This window comes from Butyrivibrio sp. INlla18 (genome assembly GCF_900103635.1).
Taxonomy (GTDB): domain Bacteria; phylum Bacillota; class Clostridia; order Lachnospirales; family Lachnospiraceae; genus Butyrivibrio.
Map to the genome: position 1 here is coordinate 24,510 of NZ_FMXK01000013.1, position 18,577 is coordinate 43,086.

The window sequence follows — 18,577 nt, forward strand, 5'->3', positions numbered from 1 at the left end:
GAAATATTTAATTAGTGAATGTTATCAAATGTTGTAACCTTGATAGATGTTGTAGGCATAGCATCGATATTGCTATCTACTGTTACAGTACCATCAGCCATTGACTTAACAAGAGCCTTGTAATCGTCAACTGTGAAGTTCTTCATTGACCATGTCTCTGTTGGAAGCTGAACATAGTTAACTGTTGGATCATCACCTGAAACGATACCAAGGTTCTCAATCTTTCCTGAGTGTGCATCCCAGTTACCAGCAACTACATCTGTAAGTGTTGCATTAACTGTAGCAGCAAGACCCTTCATAGCTGATGTTACGCATACACCTTCGCCATAAAGTCCATCAATTGTGCCAGACTGATCAACGTCAACACCAACAAGCTTACCGTCTACCTTCTTAGCAGCCTCACCAGCTGATGTGAAGATACCGCCACCGCAAGCAAATACGATTTCTGTTCCGTTAGAATACCATGTATCCATTGTAGCTGTGATAGCTTCGTCACCGAAGAACTGTCCGCCGTATACATAGTTAACTTCTACGTCAGAAGAAATGCCAAGCTCTGAAGCTGCAGCATCTGCACCCTGAACGAAACCATAACCATAACGAACAACAGCAGGAACTGCCATACCGCCAAGGAAACCAAGCTTCTTGTAACCTTCCTTAACTACAGCATATCCAGCCATGTAACCAGCAAGCTCTTCCTGGTATGTGAATGAGCAAACGTTAGCAGGAAGCTCTGTAACACCAGCACCTTCGAAGTCGCCCTGTGAAACGTCAAGAGCAATGATCTTTACTTCTGGGTTAGAATCAGCTACTGATGCGATCATTCCAGCAAAAAGATATCCAGGAACAACAATTACGTTATAACCATCAGCTACAGCATTGTTGAAAGCAGCTGTACGAGCCTCATCAGAGTCCTCTGTTGGCTTGTAGTACTGAAAATCAAGACCATTTGCCTTAGCGAAAGCATCTGAAGCCTCGTAAGTTGTCTGGTTGAATGACATATCTGTAATGTCACCAGAATCTGTGATCATAGCGATCTTAATGTCAGATGTTGCCTCTGTGTTGTCTGCTTCAGGAGCTGCTTCTTCTGTTGCAGGCTCTTCTGTTGCAGGTGTCTCTGTTGCAGGTGCTTCTGTTGAACCACATGCTACAAGAGAAGCTACCATTGTTGCAGCCATAAGTACTGCAAGGATTTTCTTTTTCATAATCGTCCTCCATTTTTTGATTGATGAAAATTTTTTATAATAAAACCTATTAGGCTTTATCCCACTCAATAAGATACTTAACCGCTTCAATTGTGGTCTTATAAACTATGTCCATATCATGGACCTGAGGATTAGAAAGTCCCTTCTTGGCTCTCTCCTGATTGGCAACTACTAAAAGGATCGAACCTGTTCTAACTCTTAAATAATCTCCTACAACAAAGAGTGTAGAACTCTCCATCTCAGAACAAAGGGCACCGCACTTTATCCATGCATCCCATTTATACAAAAGCTCTGGTCCCACAGGCTTGGTCTCTGGCTCGTGCTGACCAAAGAATGAATCCTTGCACTGTGCAACTCCAACGTGATACTTAGCGCCAGTCTTCTTGGCACCCTGTACAAGTGCTGTTACAACATCAAATGTAGCTACTGCTGGATACTCAATAGGAGCATACTCCTTAGAAGTACCTTCTGCTCTGATAGCACCAGATGCGATGACTACATCTCCGCCAATGACATCATCCTGCATTCCGCCCGATGTGCCCATTCTGATAAAAGTATCAGCTCCGCACTTAGCAAGCTCTTCAACACAGATTGCTGTAGAAGCTCCGCCAATACCATGAGAAATTACACTGACCTTTTCACCATTCAAAGTACCAGTGTAACAATTATATTCTCTGTTATATGCAACAAATTTGGGATCATCAAAGAAACTAGCAATATATTCACATCTTCCAGGATCACCTGTAAGAATGACATATCTGCCAACATCCCCCTTACCAACATGTGTGTGGTACTGATAACCAGCACCTTCTGTATAATCTACCATAAATACCTTAATTCACTCCACTAAAATTAAAAGATAATTTAAAAAAATTCATTATTATTATAGATTAATTGATAATAAAAGTCATCATCAATTATAAAAGACCAGGAATTACATGAATCTTGATCTGCTTGTTTTCAATATCAACGTCCAAGATACAATCCTTAATAGCTGGAATAAGAACATTCTCCTCGCCATCTTCTCTTTTCATCTCATAGACGTCATTGGCCCCAGTCTGAATGACATCTACTAATGTTCCGAGAACTTTCCCCTCTTCATCTACGATTGAAAGGCCAATAAGATCAGCGCAATAATATTCCCCAGGCTGAAGCTTAATTGCGTCCTTACGTTCAATCGTAAGTTCACAGCCCTTTAACTTCTCAACTTCATTGATATCGTTAAACTGCTTGAACTTAACGATAACAAATTTCTTGAAAAATTTAGCGCTCTGAACATCAAGCTCTATCTCCTCACCACGCTTTGTATGAAGAGTAATTTTTTTTAACTTTTTAAATCTGTTTGGATCCTCAGTGGTAGGAAAAACATTTACTTCACCGTGAAGTCCATGGGTAGAGGCTATTACACCTACTTGGAATCTATCTGTCATTAATTACCTCTTTCTCTTCTTTTTCTCAGGCTTTGGAGGATTTTCCAAAAGCCATTTTTCATAGAGATCAGGTCTACGTTCCTTAGTTCTAATTATAGACTGTTCTAAGCGCCATTCATCAACTTTTTTGTGATCTCCTGAAAGCAGTATTGCAGGGACTTTTTTGCCCATCCACTCTTCAGGTCTAGAATACTGTGGGTATTCAAGAAGATTGTTGTTAAAACTCTCAGTCATAGCTGATTCATCATTACTGAGAACCCCAGGAACAAGTCTGGAGATGGCGTCGATCATGACCATAGCCGGCAGTTCGCCGCCAGTAAGGACATAATCGCCAATAGAAACATAATCTGTCACGATCTCTTCAAGAACTCTCTCATCAACGCCTTCATAATGGCCACAAAGGAAAATAATGTCCTCTTCCTTTGCAAGTTCTGAAGCCATTTTCTGGTTAAAAACGCTTCCCTGAGGAGTAACATAGATCACACGAGGCTTTTTATCTGTTTTCTCGGAAATCTTGTCCTTGATCGACAGATAGCAATCATAAATAGGCTGAGCCTGCATAAGCATACCTGCTCCGCCACCATATGTATAATCATCAACCTTATGATGTTTGTAGTCGTTAGTATAATCCCTGATATTGACAGCATTAAAGGAAATATATCCCTTATCGCTGGCCCTTCCAGTAATACTATTGGAAAGACTCTGCTGTATCATCTCAGGAAACAAAGTCATAATGTGAAAATTCATAAATCTTTCTCTTAAAAATGAGTCGAATAAAGTATTAACTCTATTCGACTCATATCTGGCTTAAACTATTTCAACATCAACCTTAACGTTTTCTCTAGTAGATGCTGCTTTAACCACAGCTCTGATTGCCTTAGCAATACGGCCCTGTTTGCCAATTACCTTGCCCATGTCTGAAGGTGCAACATGAAGCTCGATCATAATATTACGCCCGTCTGCCTTCTCGATAACAACCACCTCGTCAGGATTATCAACAAGCGCTCTTGCGATTACTTCAACTAACTCTTTCATATGTTAACCTCCGGCATAAGTAATTTTTTAAATATCAATACAAATTACTTTGTGATACCGGCCTGTCTGAAAAGCTTTGCAACAGACTCTGTAGGCTGAGCACCGTTAGCGATCCACTTCTTTGCAAGCTCCTCGTTAACCTTAACTGTGCTAGGATCTGTGTTAGGATCGTATGTTCCGATCTCCTCGATGAACTTACCCTGTACAGGGAACTTTGAATCAGAAACGATGATTCTGTAGAAAGGAACCTTCTTCTTACCAATTCTCTTTAATCTGATCTTTACTGCCATTTTAAACTTCCTCCATTAAATAAATAAAATAGAATTTTTAATATTATATGTGTTAAACAGCTATTCGCTGAAAGACATATCAAAATGGGAATCCACCTTTGCCAAAGCCGCCGAGGCCACCAAATTTACCAAAGCCTCTCTTGCCGCCCATAAGTCCTGGCATCTGTTTCATCATCTTCTGCATCTGTTCAAACTGCTTGATAAAGCGGTTAACCTCTGCAATGTCATTACCTGATCCCTTAGCTATTCTGAACTTTCTCTGTGGGCTCATAAGCTTAGGATTCTTGCGTTCCTCAGGTGTCATTGAAAGCACGATTGCTTCAATTCTCGCAAGTTTCTTTTCATCTGGAAGCTGATCATCACTGATCTTGCCCATTCCTGGAAGCATTCCCATGATTGCTGAAAGGCCGCCCATGTTGCGCATCTGTTTCATGCTCTCAAGGTACATCTCAAAATCGATCTTGCCCTTCTTCATCTTGGAAGCCATCTCGCGATCCTTTTCGATATCGCGGTCCTGATTGGCCTCTACAGCCTTATCAATAAGGCTTAAGACATCTCCCATTCCAAGGATACGACTTGCCATTCTATCTGGATAGAACTGCTCAATATCTGTAAGCTTCTCACCCATACATACGTAGATGATAGGCTTACCTGTAACAGCCTTAGTTGAAAGAGCTGCACCACCTCGTGAATCACCATCCATCTTGGAAAGGATGATTCCGTTGATACCAACCTTTTCATTGAACTGCTCAGCAACATTAACTGCTTCCTGACCAGTCATGGCATCAACTACAAGAAGTGTGTGATGAACTGTAACGGCATCCTTGATGTCCCTAAGCTCCTTCATCATAGCTTCATCTATCTGAAGACGACCAGCAGTATCAAGAATTACTACATTGTGGCCGTGTTCCTTGGCATACTCCATAGCTGACTTAGCAATCTTAACAGGGCTAACATCTGTACCCATTGAGAAGAAGTCAACTTCCTGTTTCTTGGCATTTACTTCCAACTGATCAATAGCAGCTGGTCTGTAAATATCGCAGGCTACGAGAAGAGGTTTTCTTCTGTTCTTAAGCTTGCCTGCAAGCTTGGCTGCTGTGGTAGTCTTACCAGCACCCTGAAGACCGCACATCATGATAACTGTAATGTACTTGCTGTCCTGAAGCTGAAGTTCAGTAGCTTCAGAACCCATGAGATTAGTCATCTCTTCATTAACGATCTTGATGACCATCTGTGCAGGATTGAGTCCGTTCAAAACTTCCTCGCCAATTGCCTTCTCCTGTACAGCGTTAATGAACTGCTTAACAACCTTAAAAGATACGTCAGCTTCAAGAAGTGCCATCTTGACTTCTTTCAACGCGAGCTTAACGTCATCTTCTGTTAACTTACCCTTACTCTTAAGCCCCTTAAAGGCATTTTGTAATTTATCTGTAAGACTTTCAAAAGCCATTAACTATTTAGCTCCTCTAATATATTACTGGAAATAGTGTTTACTTTGTCTCGAAGTTCCATATCACTGATATCAGCATGGTTCTTGGAAAGTTCCTGAAGCTCTTCAGCATTTTCCTTGATAGCTTCAAATCTCCTGATCATGTGAAGTCTATCTTCATATCCCTGCATGGTCTTGGTACATCTCTTGATAAGATCATGTACACCCTGCTTGCTGATACCGTGTTCATCTGCAATCTCAGTCAGTGACAGGTCGTCATAAACAGCTGCTTCATATACTTTTCTCTGATGTTCAGTTAGAAGCTCGCCGTAAAAATCATACAACAAGCCTTGCTCTACGATTTTTTTCATGAATGACCTCTTCCGGCAAAATTGCACATTGACTATATTATACAAAAAAACAATAGGTGTCAAGTATTTTTTCTTGACACCTATATCTTAACATCAGATGGTAATATTCCAAGTTGATTTTTAAATGCTCTGCTAAAAGAGGAATAATCCTTAAAGCCACATTCTAGGCAGGCTGTAGTAGCTGGAGTTCCTGACATTATAAGATTTCTAGCCATCAGTATCCTCTTTTCAGAAATGTACTGATGAACAGAATATCCAGTCTCGTTCTTGAAGATCCTCATCATATGGTACTTACTCATATAGAAATGATCAGCAAGAAAGTCAATAGAAAGGTCTTTGCTAAGATTCTCATTTATATATTCAATGAGGTCCACAACCTTTCTGTTGTATCTAGCCTCTGGCTTAAATCCAAAGTTTTCATCGATACAAGCCTTGTTAAAAGAAATAAGGAAACGAAGCACATCTATTCTAGTAGTAAGCTTACCTGCGTATTCTTTGTCCTCTATATTAAGGTCCTCTTCAATCTTCTTTAGAGAATCATAGATATCAGCACTTACATTTGCTGGAAATCTCACAACATGGCTTGCCACTTCTTCTGTCTTATCAAAGGCATTTAAAAGTCCATATTTTTCAAGGAAATCATTGCTAAGATATAGAATGATCCTATCGTAGTCCTTGTCATCATCAGCCTCAAAAACAGGCTTATGGATGGCATACCTGTTTACAAGCACAAAATCGAAGGGCAAAAGATCATACTCTCGTCCTTCGATTATATATTTAACATTTCCGCCAAGAACAAGGATCAACTTATGAAAATCATGGTAATGAAAAGGCACATCAAGCTTCTCACTATTTTTGATATGAAAAAACTTGTAATCCTGATTCAAATAACCCTTTTGTTCGTAGCTTTTATCAATATTATTCATAGTATCAATAATCAGTTATGCAAATGTTAAGGTCAACGTTTCCATCGATTCCATCTACCTTACCGGAATCTGTGTACTGCCAGATATTAAAGTGATATGGATAATACTGTGATTCTCCATAATATGCGATCCAGATATCATAATCATCAACATCTGCCGCATCCATAAGTAATGTAAAGGACTTAACATTACCATAGATCATAGGAGTATAGCCAGCCTTCTTGACTGTTTCACAGAAAGTCTTGGCAACAAGTTCATATTCATCAGTAGTTAAGTTCAAAGTTCTGGCTGAATCAGACTCAGCAGACTCAACATCAATAACTACAGGGAATTTAATATCATAAGGCTCTATCATATCAAGAAGTATCTGAACTTCCTCAAGAGCCTCTTGCTCATTGATAGCCTGTGTATAGAAGTAAACGCCAACATCAATTCCGTTAGCAAGTGCTCCTTCAATATTGTCTGTAAAGCAGTCATCAAGAACGATCTTGCCCTCAGTATTACCTCTAAAGCCAACTCTGATAAATGCAAAGTCAATACCAGAAGCAGCAACCTTTTCCCAGTTGATATTTCCCTGGAACCTTGATACATCAACGCCTTGCTTGACATTAACATTGATATCAGGACCTAAATACTCAAGGAATCCCTTGTCATTGTAAGCAAAGTCTCCCTCTGAGAATCCGTGATGTTCGATCTGGTCTGAGATTGGGAAAAAGTAATATCTTCCCGCACTAGCTACAACAATCTGATCAGGGAAAAGAGATCTGATAGTTGCTGTTGTTCCTTCACCAGCCTCAAGCTTTTGCTGGATCATATCTCTAAAAGACTTCTTGGTCTTTTCCTCAGCCTCTTTTTTGGCTTCATCAAGCATGATCCTAGCTTCTGCCTCAGTATAATATCCCTCGTTGTTAAGGGCATCTAGTTCGCTCCTAACTGCCTCCTCTTCCCTTTGAAGAGTAGCATTCTTGATAAGCAGAGTGATACTAAAGATAAAAGCCATTACAGCAAGTAAGCTCAAAAATATTATAGAAATTATGTTATGAGTATTACGCACTCCTCGTCTTTCACGAGTGTCCAAGCTAGTATTATTCATAATTAGATTCTCTCATCAAAGTAGCTTTTGTATCCTTCACCGTAGATCTCACTTGCACTTGAGATGATCATAAATGCATTTGGATCCTCGTCTCTTACAATATCCTCAGCAAGAGGTGAAAGTCTCTTTTTGATAGCGCACATGATAACCTTCTTGTCTTCGCCGCTGTATGCACCTTTGGCAAAAACATGTGTTGCACCGATATCAAGTTCTTCAAGAAGTCTAGAAGTAATGATATCAGGCTTGTCAGAAATGATGTAGATAAGCTTGGCCTCATCTCTTCCGTATAAAACAAGGTCAAGACAATAGGATGTAACCATTACTGACATAAATGAATAAAGTGATGCTTTAAAATCTCCAAATACAACACCCGCGATCATAAGGATCACTACATCTGTAAGAAGATACAGCATTCCTGTTTTGATGTGTGGGTATTTGATCCTAAGTAGTTTGATTATAACATCTGTACCACCTGTTGTGGCATGACATTTAAAAACAAATCCAATAGCAACTGCAAGTATAGCACTTCCAAAAGACGCTCCAAGAAAAGTATCCCTAACAATATAGCCTGATAAATACTTGGTACAAAGGTCTGTAACCCAGGAAATAACTGCAGTGCAATAAATCGTAGAAATAGTAAATCTAATTCCAAACTTCCATATTGCGATTATCAGAATAGGAATATTCATGATCATGAACCACATACCAGTACCGATATTAACGATACGATTAAGTACAATGGCAAGACCAGTAAGTCCTCCAGGAGCTATATTATTGGGATCGATCATAAGAGCTGTCGCTGCTCCATATAAAATAGCGCCTAAAGTGATAAGTCCATACTCTGCGATTCTTTTTGTTGCTTTAGATTTACCGAATTTCATTTTTAAATATTTGTCCTTACTATTCTTGGCTGATAGCCGTTTTCATTAAGAGCATTCATGATCTGCTCTTTGTGCTCTGTACCGAAGGCCTCAAGTGTAATTCTAAGCTCAACGGCTGCACTTCTGTTAATAGATACAAACTGGTTATGCTCAAGCTTGATAACATTACCATTTACATCTGCGATGATTCCAGAAACTCTTGAAAGTTCACCTGGCTTATCTGGTAAAAGAACTGAGACTGTAAAGATTCTGTCTCTCATAATAAGTCCCTGCTGTACAACAGAAGACATTGTTATAATATCCATATTACCACCTGATAATACACAGGCAACCTTTTTATCTTTAACATCAAGCTGCTTAAGTGCAGCCACTGATAAAAGACCTGAATTCTCAACTACCATCTTGTGATTCTCTACCATATCAAGGAAAGAAACTACAAGATCCTCGTCAGGAACTGTGATGATCTCATCAATATTCTTGGAGATATATGGGAATATCTTCTCTCCTGGCTTCTTAACAGCTGTACCATCTGCGATAGTATTAACTGTAGGAAGTGTTACAACGTGTCCAGCCTTAAGGGACTCCTGCATGCAGTTAGCACCAGCTGGCTCAACACCAATAACTTTGATCTTAGGATTAAGGAGCTTGGCAAGTGTAGAAACACCTGTAGCAAGTCCGCCACCTCCAATAGGAACAAGGATGTAGTCAACTGTTGGAAGCTCCTTGATGATCTCCATAGCAATTGTGCCCTGTCCTGTAGCTACATCAAGGTCATCAAAAGGATGAACCATTGTATAGCCATTCTCTTTTGCAAGCTTGCAAGCGTGCTCGTAAGCTTCATCAAAGACATTACCATGTAAAACAACCTCAGCTCCAAGAGCCTTAGTTCTATTAACCTTAATAAGAGGTGTAGAAGTTGGCATTACGATAGTAGCTTTAACTCCGTAAGCTTTGGCAGCATAGGCAACACCCTGAGCATGGTTACCAGCAGAAGCTGTAATAAGACCTTTCTTTCTCTCTTCATCTGAAAGAGTTGTGATCTTATAATAAGCGCCTCTAACCTTGTAAGCACCAGTTCTCTGAAGGTTCTCAGGCTTGAGATAAACCTTGTTGCCAGATAAGTTACTAAAATAATCGCTGTAAATAAGCTTAGTTTCAAGAGTTACTTTTTTTACATCTTCATAAGCTTCTTCAAATTTATCAAGTGTCATCTTGCTATCGTCTGCCATTTCAAGTCTCCTCACTATTTAGTCTTTTTTGTCGAATTCAGTAAGTGCTGTAACAAATTCATCAGAGTTAAATCTCTGGAGATCATCGATTCCTTCACCAACTCCAATAAATTTAACAGGAATATTAAGTTCTGATACGATTGCTACTGCAATTCCGCCCTTTGATGTTCCATCAAGCTTGGTAAGGATAATACCTGTAAGGTCAGCAACCTCTCCAAACTCTCTAGCCTGAATGATAGCATTCTGGCCAGTTGTTCCATCAAGAACGATAAAGTTCTCTCTGCAGATATCAGAAAGCTCCTTATCAATGATCCTGTTCATCTTGGCAAGCTCTTCCATAAGGTTCTTTTTGTTATGGAGTCTGCCGGCTGTATCAACTATTAGAATATCACAGCCTCTTGCCTTATATGCACCTACCGCGTCATAGATAACGCTGGCAGGGTCAGCACCTTCTTTGCCCGCAATAAGAGGTACATCAGCTCTGTTAGCCCACTCTCTGAGCTGTTCTGTTGCAGCTGCTCTATATGTATCTGCTGCAGCGATCAGAACCTTCTTGCCTCTGTTCTTGTAAATAGACGCAAGCTTACCAACTGATGTTGTCTTACCAACGCCATTTACACCGATAACAAATATAACTGTTTTCTTGTCCTCAAAATCATAGGCGTTCTCGTCAGTCTTCATCTGTTCTCTGATGATAGAGATGAGAAGTTCCCTACAATCATTAGGATTATTTATTCTTTGCTTCTTGACCTCTTCTCTGAGCTTATCCATGATCCTGCTGGTGGCATTGACACCAATGTCTCCCATGATCAGGATTTCTTCAAGCTCTTCGTAGAAGTCCTCATCAATACTTGAAAAGCCGTTAAATACATTGTCAAAGCCCTTGGTAATGTTATCCCTTGTCTTTGACAGGCCTTCCTGTAATCTACTAAAAAAATTATTAGCCATTAATTCGTAAGCTCCTTATCAATAAGGTTGACACTAACAAGAGTAGATACACCCTTCTCCTGCATAGTGATACCATAAAGTCTGTCGGCACTTTCCATTGTACCACGCCTGTGGGTGATTACAATAAACTGTGTGCTTGAGAGCTTGTGCAGGTACTTGGCAAAACGTACTACGTTGTTCTCATCAAGAGCCGCCTCGATCTCATCAAGAAGACAGAATGGTGAAGGCTTAAGATTCTGGATAGCAAAAAGAAGTGCAATAGCTGTAAGCGCCTTCTCACCACCGGACATCTGCATCATGTTAACAAGCTTCTTTCCTGGTGGCTGAGCATTGATCCTGATTCCTGCCTCAAGGACGTCCTCATCCTCAGCAAGCTCAAGGCTACCTTTACCGCCTCCAAACATCTCTTTAAATACCTTATCAAACTCGTTGTTAATAAGTCTGAACTGCTCAATAAACTGCTTACGCATTGACTCATCAAGCTCTTTGATGATCTCTTTGAGCTGTCTCTCAGCTTCAACAAGGTCATCATGCTGAGTCTTCATGAATGTATATCTCTCCATGAGGTTCTTGTAATCCTCGATGGCGTTGACGTTTACATCACCAAGTTTTCTGATGGAGTCCTTAAGAGAATTAGTCTCTTTTCTCATGGCAGGAACATCAGTCATCTCCTCATCTCTGAGCTCAGCTGCATCAGAAAGAGTTATCTCATACTCATTCCACATATAGTTGATGTGTGACTCTATAGATTCCTGACACTTTTCCTTTTTAGAAGTAAGTCTTATTACTTCCTTCTCAAGGTCAGACATCTGCTTGTTGAGTTCTTCTGTCTTACCAAAGAATTCCTTCTGTGACTCAGAAAGAGCAAGTTTCTTTTCTTTCTTTTCATCAAGTTCCTTGGTAGCTCCAGACTGAACGTCTGCAGAAGCCTCAATAGTAAGCTTGATCTCTTCGATATCATGCTTGTTCTGTTCAAGAGCTGCGGCATTTTCAGCCATTGCTTCCTGAATCTCCAAAAGAGCTTTCTCTTCAGTTTCGATATCAGCATCTACACGGTCGATATTCTGCTGCTGGAATTCCTGCTTCTGAGCGATCTTCTCGTACTCAATGTCCCACTTAGAAACCTTTTCGTTCTCAGCTTCTTCAATCTGATGAAGGCCTTCAAGTTCCTTCTGGAACTTCTCAACCTTTTCTGTGCAGAGCTTTTCAGTATTTTCAGATGATAAAAGAGCTGCCTGGGCCGCTTCTTTTTCTCTAGCAATCTCCTCGATCTTATTCTCTATCTCATCATTCTCAGCCTTGAGGTCACTATAGCCAGCCTTCTGTTCCTTCTGTCTCTCTTCCTCATTCTGAACATTAAGTCTTGCAGTGTTCTGCTCGATGAACTTGCCCTGGAGCTCAGTTCTAAGCTCTTCTGAAAGAGTTCTAAGTTCATTTCTCTTAGCCTTAGCATCCTCAATCTCTTTCTGAAGAGTATCCATCTGCTCTTTGTACTTCTTGACGTTCTTTTCCATGTCGTCCATCTCACGACGTCTTCCAAGGAGATTACTGTTGTTCTTGAAAGCACCACCACTGATAGCACCACCAGGAACAAGAAGTTCACCCTCAAGGGTAACCATACGAACAGTGTAATTATATTTTCTTGCGATCTTGACCGCATTGTCTACATTGTCTACAGCAACGATCCTGCCAAGCATAGCCTTAGCAACAGATCTGTACTTAGGATCTGTGTCTACAAGCTCATCAGCCATACCCAAAACGCCAGGCTCATTAAGTGCCTCTTTAGCCTTGAGTTCTGGAGGATTGTCAAGGGATGTAAGTGGAAGGAATGTAGCTCTACCTGCCTTGGTATCCTTCAGATATCTGATCATCTTCTTGGCTGTCTCTTCATCGTCAGTAACGATGTTCTGAATATTACCGCCAAGAGCAACCTCGATAGCTGTCTCGTACTTTGGCTGTGTCTTGATGATATCAGCTACAACACCGATGATACCCTTAGTATCATCCTTTCTTTCCATGACTTTCTTAACAGAACCGCCGTAGCCTTCATATCTCTCAGTAAGGTTAGCAAGAACTTCAAGTCTTGACTTCTCCTGCTGATAAAGACCTTGAGTCTTACGAAGCTCAGCATCCTTCTGCGTCATGCTCTCTCTGATAGAAACGATCTCCTGATCTGTCTCTTTTTGCTTTTTGTTCATCTCAGAGATTTCAGCTGTGATCCTGTCAAATTCATCCTTGAGCTTCTGGATAGTCTCCTGCTGCTTGGACTCATCAGACTGGGCTCTAACAAGCTTACCAGTAAGCTCAGCCTTTCTGATGTTGACCTGTTCCTTCATAGTATCAAGAGATGAAAGTTTGGACTTGATAGTAGCTCTATTATTAAGAGTCTCGATGATAGTGCTCTTACACTCCTCGATCTCGTCATTGATGTTAGAGATCTGAGTAAGTACTCTATCAAGCTCTTTTCTAGCTTCATTTCTGCTCTCAGAGAGCTTTTCAGCTTCTGAATCTATTACGTCTTTTTCAGCCTTATACTTTTCTTTTTCTTTGTTCTTGTCAGCAATCTTGGCCTCTTCGTCCTTGATACGGCTCTTGTAATGCTCATCATTAGTAGAAGCTGCCTTGATCTTCTCATTTAAGATACCGATCTGACCTTCGAGCTTTTCTCTTTTAACAGAAGAATCTGTGATCTTGGCTCTTGCTTCATCGATCTCTCTATCAAGAGTTTCAAGTTCCTTCTGGATCTCTTCATAGCTGACCTTGGCATTCTCGTAATTGTCCTTAGCTTCAGCAAGTGAACCGTTAGCAATTTCAAGGTTCTTCTCAGCTGCATCGAGCTGTTCCTTCTGATTCTTGTTCTCAACAAGGAACATGTTAACATCCAAAGTCTTGAGTCTTTCACGAAGCTTAAGATATTCCTTAGCAACCTCTGACTGCTTCTCCAAAGGTCCGATCTGCTTCTCAAGCTCTGATAAGATATCGCTAAGTCTTGTGAGGTTGATCTTTTCCTCTTCAAGCTTCTTGATAGCAGTCTCCTTGCGGGACTTGAACTTAACGATACCAGCAGCCTCATCAAAAAGATTACGTCTATCCTCTGGTTTACTAGAAAGGATCTGGTCGATCTGACCCTGTCCAATGATAGAATAGCCCTCTTTACCAATACCAGTATCCATAAAGAGTTCGTTAACGTCCTTGAGACGGCATGCTGAGCCGTTGATCATATATTCACTCTCTCCAGAACGATAGAGACGTCTGGAGACAGTTACTTCATCATAATCGATTGCAAGAGAATGATCTGAATTATCCAAAGTGATGGCAACATAAGCGTAGCCTAGTGGCTTACGAAGCTCAGTTCCCGAAAAGATAACATCCTGCATGGATCCGCCACGCAGCTGTTTGATACGTTGCTCACCAAGAACCCATCTGACAGCATCGGCAACATTACTCTTACCTGAGCCGTTAGGTCCTACAATACCGGTGATTCCGTTGTGAAAATCAAATTTTATTTTATTAGCAAATGACTTAAAGCCGTGTATCTCAATGCTCTTTAAATACATTATTCTTTTTCTTTAATACAAGAAGCGCCTCATAAGCAGCCTTTTGCTCGGCAGCTTTTTTGGTTTTTCCTGACCCCTCTCCCAAATTCTTATCTCCAACAAAAACGCGGACATCAAATATTTTATCATGTTCAGGACCACTTTCGCCACATATTTCATATGTAACTGCTCCCAAATTTTGCCCCTGAGCAATCTCCTGAAGTATAGACTTGCTGTCGCTGAACATCTGCATGCTCTCAACGTTTGTAAGTACATATGTATCAATAAAGCGCTTGGACTCTTCAATTCCGCCATCCAGGAAAAGAGCTCCTATAACAGCTTCCATCATATCTGCGATGATAGACTCTTTATTCCTGCCTCCTGTGGCCTCTTCACCCTTACCAAGCTGCATATATTTCCTGATGTTAAGTTTCTCAGAAGCAAAAGCAAGTGCAGGCTCACAAACAAGTGATGCTCTGATCTTGGAAAGCTCGCCTTCCTTTTTCTGAGGATATTTTCTAAAAAGAAATGCACTTGAGATCATCTCAAGAACTGCATCTCCAAGGAACTCAAGTCTCTCATAATCTGGCTTTTTGTTGATCTTTTGCTCATTAACAAAAGAGCTGTGGGTAAAAGCCTGTGTAATAAGTGCCTTGTCCTTAAATGTATATCCGATTGCTTTTTCAAAATTTTCAATATCTGCTGCTGTAAGCATAATTACCTCTTTTAAATGGAAATGAGGCAGCTTTTATTCTGCCTCATCCAAAATGCATTATCAAATCCGAATAAAAATTATTTATCTGAAAGTGCTGTCTTAAGAAGCTCTACAGCCTCGCCAACAGTTGTGATGTTTTCTGTCTTCTCAGGATCAATCTGAACATCAAACTCATCTTCAAGACCCATGATGATCTGGAAAAGATCAAGTGAATCAGCCCCAAGATCCTCAGTAAATGTTGTCTCAAGTGTAATCTCCTCAGGATCAACATTTAAAACATTTGCAATAACTTCTTTCATCTTTTCGAATTCCATAATAATCGACCTCTCTTACTGTCAAAAATAAAATATAAAATATAATCAATGCCTTAGTTTTCTTGCGAAATCTTTGCACTAATTTTCTCGCTGATCTTTTGCTCAGTGAAGGTTACGCACTGAAGGATCGAATTCTTAACTTCAACTGCGTTAGCACTTCCATGAGTCTTGACTACAAGACCTTTAAGTCCCAGCATAGGAGCTCCGCCGTACTGATCCATGCTATAGTTTGAAAGCGACTTCTTGAGATCATCCTTAATAAGAAGTGCACCGATCTTGGTCTTGAGACTGCTCATAAGACTCTTCTTGATAACATGCATAAGTGACTTGGCAACACCCTCATACATCTTGAGGATAACGTTACCTGTGAAAGCCTCGCAAACGATAACATCTGCGAAACCAGCTGGAATATCTCTAGCCTCGATACTTCCGATAAAGTTAATATCTGGACAATTTTTAAGAAGTGGGAATGTCTCCTTAACAAGAGCGTTACCCTTCTCCTCCTCGGCACCAATGTTGACGATAGCAACTGTTGGATTCTTGATGCCCATGATATTCTCCATGTATACAGTTCCCATCTTGGCAAACTGAACAAGATGATTGGATCTGGCATCAACGTTTGCGCCGCAATCTATAAGTAGTGAGCTTCCCTTCTCCGTAGGAATAAGTGGAGCAAGTGGGGCTCTGTCTACGCCCTTTAATCTGCCTACGATAACCTGACCACCTACAAGTGTAGCGCCGGTACTACCAGCTGAAACATAGGCATCTGCCTCACCATGATTGACCATGTACATAGCCTTAACAATGGATGAGTCTTTCTTTTTCCTGATGGCCATTACTGGTGGCTCAGCCATCTCTATAACCTCAGTAGCATCAACAACCTCGATCTTGTCCTTGTCATACTGGTATGCTGAAAGTTCCTTCTCAACAACTTCCTTCTGACCAACAAGGAAAACCTTAAGGTTATCTGATTCACTGACCGCATCAACAGCTCCCTTTACTGTGACGAATGGAGCATTATCTCCACCCATTGCATCAACAGCAACTCTTACAAGCTCTGACATGTACGCATCCCCCTGTCTGATTTTTGACTTATTCTAATATACTAGGTTAAAAACCAAAAATCAATAGAATAAAAAAGCAATATTTGAGGGTATTTTGAGCATAACAAAAGGCTCTCCGAATCAAATCGGAAAGCCTTATAAATCGGAACATATAAGGTGAAACAAAAACTAATTAAGCCTCAACTTCTACAATGCTCTTCTTGTTATAATAGCCGCACTTCTTGCATGCCATGTGTGGCTGCATAAGAGCTCCACAATGACTGCACTTAACAAGAGTTGGAGCTGTCATTTTCCAGTTAGCTCTTCTCTGGTCTCTGTGGCCTTTTGATGACTTATTCTTTGGACAGATTGACATTTGAGTAACACCTCCTTACAGTAACCGTATAAGAAACTGCCTATGTTTTAAGGCAATTGTTTACGTTTATTCATTAGCATACCTATGTAGTATACCCATGAGACTACTATTTGTCAACAGTTTTTTTATTGACCTATTTTAAGATTGTCTTCAAGGACATTTACCTTGCTTGCAAAAAATGAAAACTCGCCGCTATCAAGGAGATTTCCATTGTCATCAGTAACTCTGATATCAAATACAAGAATATGTTTGCCAGTCTTGAGCTTCATGCATTCACAATAAATATATTCTGTATTAACTGCAGGTAAAAGGAAATTAAGATTGGCAGAAACTGTAGTCACATATCTTCCGCTCATACTTCCTGTTGCACCAGCCATGGCATCTACAAATGAAAGAAGTGCTCCGCCATGGATACTTCCATAGCTGTTGTGAAGCCTCTCATCGCATTTGATCCTAGATTTACTATAGGTACTGCTAAGTTCAAGGATCTCAAAACCAATAAACTGGTTGTACTTGTTGCCATAAAGCTCAGCTATAAGCTTTTCTCTAATGGCATTTTCTTTTTCATTTCTAGCTTTTCTCATTACTAAATAAGCTCCAATTAACGATTCAAAATTTCTTTTATATAATATGTGAGAACTTCACTGGCCTCGGCATGAGCCTGTGCGCCAGGATGCATGTGTGCTCCAAAGGTTCTCATTGTGGTATTTGGAAGCTGGAAGAAAGATACGTTGTTGTCACCGCTCTTTTCTCTATATTTGTTAATAGCCTCTGTAAGAGTCAGATTAAGATTGCTTCCAAGCATTCCGTAAGCCCAGATGATATGGGCATGATGATTGTGTTTCCTTAACATCTCAAGGAAAGCTATTGCCGCATTTACAACCTTTAGCTCATCTTCTCTATTATATGAGCCATCCTCATTTTTGCGCTGCTTGAAGGTAGCCCCAAGCTCATCTATATAAAGAGGTGGCTGTTCAAAAGCGGATGCATCATTAGTTCCAAGGTTGACCACGATAACATCAGGCTGCCAACTGTCAAAGTCATAAGGTTCCTGCGTTCCAATGGCCTCATTAGAAGGTCCCATGGCAAGACCACACACCTTTTCATATATTGAAGGAATGTTGTGTCTAACATCATTGTCCCAGCCGCAGTAAACTCCCCATCCGCCCTGAGAAACAATGTGATAGTCTGCATTTAACGCCTTAGCTGTCATAGTTGCATAGTTAACTGATGCGCTCATGTACATTGCAAGCCAGTCAACATCAGATACAGCGCCGTAGCTGCCTTCACCAGAGGTGATGCTGTCTCCGATAAATTCGATCTTGAGATCATACTTAGGAACTTCCATAAACTCGCCATCAAGCCTAAAGCCCTTAACAAGTACCTTACACTTATCATCCTCGCTCATAGCCTGAAGTTCTCTATAAAATCTAACTCTCTTTGGAGTTCCAGGCTCCATATTTCTAAATAGGCAAATGCTGTGCTCACCGGCAAGAACCATCTGTCTACCCATGAAAGCTCCGTTAAGCTCATAAGCAACCCATGGCTCATGGAAATCATTGTCTGTCTCAAAATCGATCCAAAGGTCAGAACCTGTGACAACAACCTCCACAGCACTACCATTGAATAAAAGAGGAAGCGGATCTCTCACCTTTCCAAGTCTTCCAAAAATGTTGATGTTACTAACTTCACTGATAGGTACAAATCTTAATTCTGCCATGTTAGCCCCCTTGTTGTTTGTAAAAGTACCTTTTATGCT

At 40.5% G+C, this 18,577-nt stretch carries 20 protein-coding genes; all 20 read right to left on the minus strand.

Annotation, left to right across the window (positions count from 1 at the left end; translation table 11 throughout):
• Window positions 1–11 precede the first annotated feature (11 nt).
• Window positions 12–1,202, minus strand: a complete 1,191-nt coding sequence (locus tag BLS24_RS10245; protein WP_176764412.1) for a BMP family lipoprotein — start codon at window positions 1,200–1,202, stop codon at window positions 12–14.
• 49 nt (window positions 1,203–1,251) lie between these two features.
• On the minus strand, window positions 1,252–2,028 hold the full coding sequence (gene udp / locus BLS24_RS10250) for a uridine phosphorylase (protein ID WP_091758731.1): 777 nt from the start codon (window positions 2,026–2,028) through the stop codon (window positions 1,252–1,254).
• A 91-nt stretch (window positions 2,029–2,119) separates the two neighbouring features.
• Complete coding sequence (gene rimM, locus BLS24_RS10255) at window positions 2,120–2,632, minus strand: ribosome maturation factor RimM (RefSeq protein WP_091758733.1); 513 nt, start codon at window positions 2,630–2,632, stop codon at window positions 2,120–2,122.
• Window positions 2,633–2,635: 3 nt separating this feature from the next.
• Window positions 2,636–3,379, minus strand: a complete 744-nt coding sequence (trmD, locus tag BLS24_RS10260) for a tRNA (guanosine(37)-N1)-methyltransferase TrmD (protein ID WP_091758735.1) — start codon at window positions 3,377–3,379, stop codon at window positions 2,636–2,638.
• Window positions 3,380–3,439: 60 nt separating this feature from the next.
• Window positions 3,440–3,667 (minus strand): KH domain-containing protein, encoded by a 228-nt coding sequence (locus BLS24_RS10265; protein ID WP_091758737.1) that lies wholly within the window; start codon window positions 3,665–3,667, stop codon window positions 3,440–3,442.
• 44 nt (window positions 3,668–3,711) lie between these two features.
• A complete protein-coding gene (gene rpsP / locus BLS24_RS10270; RefSeq protein WP_071175994.1) occupies window positions 3,712–3,957 on the minus strand; it encodes a 30S ribosomal protein S16 in 246 nt (81 codons plus the stop codon).
• 79 nt (window positions 3,958–4,036) lie between these two features.
• Entirely contained in the window at window positions 4,037–5,407 is a 1,371-nt protein-coding gene (gene ffh, locus BLS24_RS10275; protein ID WP_091758739.1) for a signal recognition particle protein, read from the minus strand.
• Window positions 5,407–5,757, minus strand: a complete 351-nt coding sequence (ylxM, locus tag BLS24_RS10280) for a YlxM family DNA-binding protein (RefSeq protein WP_091758741.1) — start codon at window positions 5,755–5,757, stop codon at window positions 5,407–5,409. The genes ffh and ylxM overlap by 1 nt, the downstream gene beginning before the upstream one ends.
• Before the next feature lie 80 nt (window positions 5,758–5,837).
• Entirely contained in the window at window positions 5,838–6,644 is an 807-nt protein-coding gene (locus BLS24_RS10285; protein ID WP_176764413.1) for an AraC family transcriptional regulator, read from the minus strand.
• Between the two features lie 43 nt (window positions 6,645–6,687).
• Complete coding sequence (locus BLS24_RS10290; RefSeq protein ID WP_091758745.1) at window positions 6,688–7,776, minus strand: glycoside hydrolase family 25 protein; 1,089 nt, start codon at window positions 7,774–7,776, stop codon at window positions 6,688–6,690.
• A 2-nt stretch (window positions 7,777–7,778) separates the two neighbouring features.
• Window positions 7,779–8,657: a YitT family protein gene (locus BLS24_RS10295; RefSeq protein ID WP_091758747.1), complete on the minus strand. Its 879-nt coding sequence runs from the start codon at window positions 8,655–8,657 to the stop codon at window positions 7,779–7,781.
• Between the two features lie 2 nt (window positions 8,658–8,659).
• Complete coding sequence (ilvA, locus tag BLS24_RS10300; protein WP_091758749.1) at window positions 8,660–9,886, minus strand: threonine ammonia-lyase; 1,227 nt, start codon at window positions 9,884–9,886, stop codon at window positions 8,660–8,662.
• A gap of 18 nt (window positions 9,887–9,904) precedes the next feature.
• Complete coding sequence (gene ftsY / locus BLS24_RS10305) at window positions 9,905–10,834, minus strand: signal recognition particle-docking protein FtsY (RefSeq protein WP_091758751.1); 930 nt, start codon at window positions 10,832–10,834, stop codon at window positions 9,905–9,907.
• Window positions 10,834–14,391 carry a chromosome segregation protein SMC gene (smc, locus tag BLS24_RS10310; RefSeq protein ID WP_091758752.1) on the minus strand — a complete coding sequence of 1,186 codons (3,558 nt, stop codon included), beginning with the start codon at window positions 14,389–14,391 and terminating at the stop codon, window positions 10,834–10,836. The genes ftsY and smc overlap by 1 nt, the downstream gene beginning before the upstream one ends.
• Entirely contained in the window at window positions 14,372–15,085 is a 714-nt protein-coding gene (rnc, locus tag BLS24_RS10315; protein WP_091758754.1) for a ribonuclease III, read from the minus strand. Before rnc ends, smc begins: the two co-directional genes overlap by 20 nt.
• A 77-nt stretch (window positions 15,086–15,162) precedes the next feature.
• A complete protein-coding gene (gene acpP, locus BLS24_RS10320; protein WP_091758756.1) occupies window positions 15,163–15,399 on the minus strand; it encodes an acyl carrier protein in 237 nt (78 codons plus the stop codon).
• Between the two features lie 53 nt (window positions 15,400–15,452).
• The gene (gene plsX / locus BLS24_RS10325; protein ID WP_091758758.1) at window positions 15,453–16,463 is read right to left on the minus strand and encodes a phosphate acyltransferase PlsX; all 1,011 of its coding nucleotides are present in this window, start codon (window positions 16,461–16,463) and stop codon (window positions 15,453–15,455) included.
• Between the two features lie 172 nt (window positions 16,464–16,635).
• A complete protein-coding gene (gene rpmF / locus BLS24_RS10330) occupies window positions 16,636–16,818 on the minus strand; it encodes a 50S ribosomal protein L32 (protein ID WP_071175982.1) in 183 nt (60 codons plus the stop codon).
• 125 nt (window positions 16,819–16,943) lie between these two features.
• Window positions 16,944–17,402, minus strand: a complete 459-nt coding sequence (locus tag BLS24_RS10335; RefSeq protein ID WP_091758760.1) for a PaaI family thioesterase — start codon at window positions 17,400–17,402, stop codon at window positions 16,944–16,946.
• A 17-nt stretch (window positions 17,403–17,419) separates the two neighbouring features.
• Window positions 17,420–18,538, minus strand: coding sequence for an SGNH/GDSL hydrolase family protein (locus BLS24_RS10340; RefSeq protein ID WP_091758762.1), 1,119 nt, complete (start codon window positions 18,536–18,538; stop codon window positions 17,420–17,422).
• Between the last annotated feature and the right edge of the window lie 39 nt (window positions 18,539–18,577).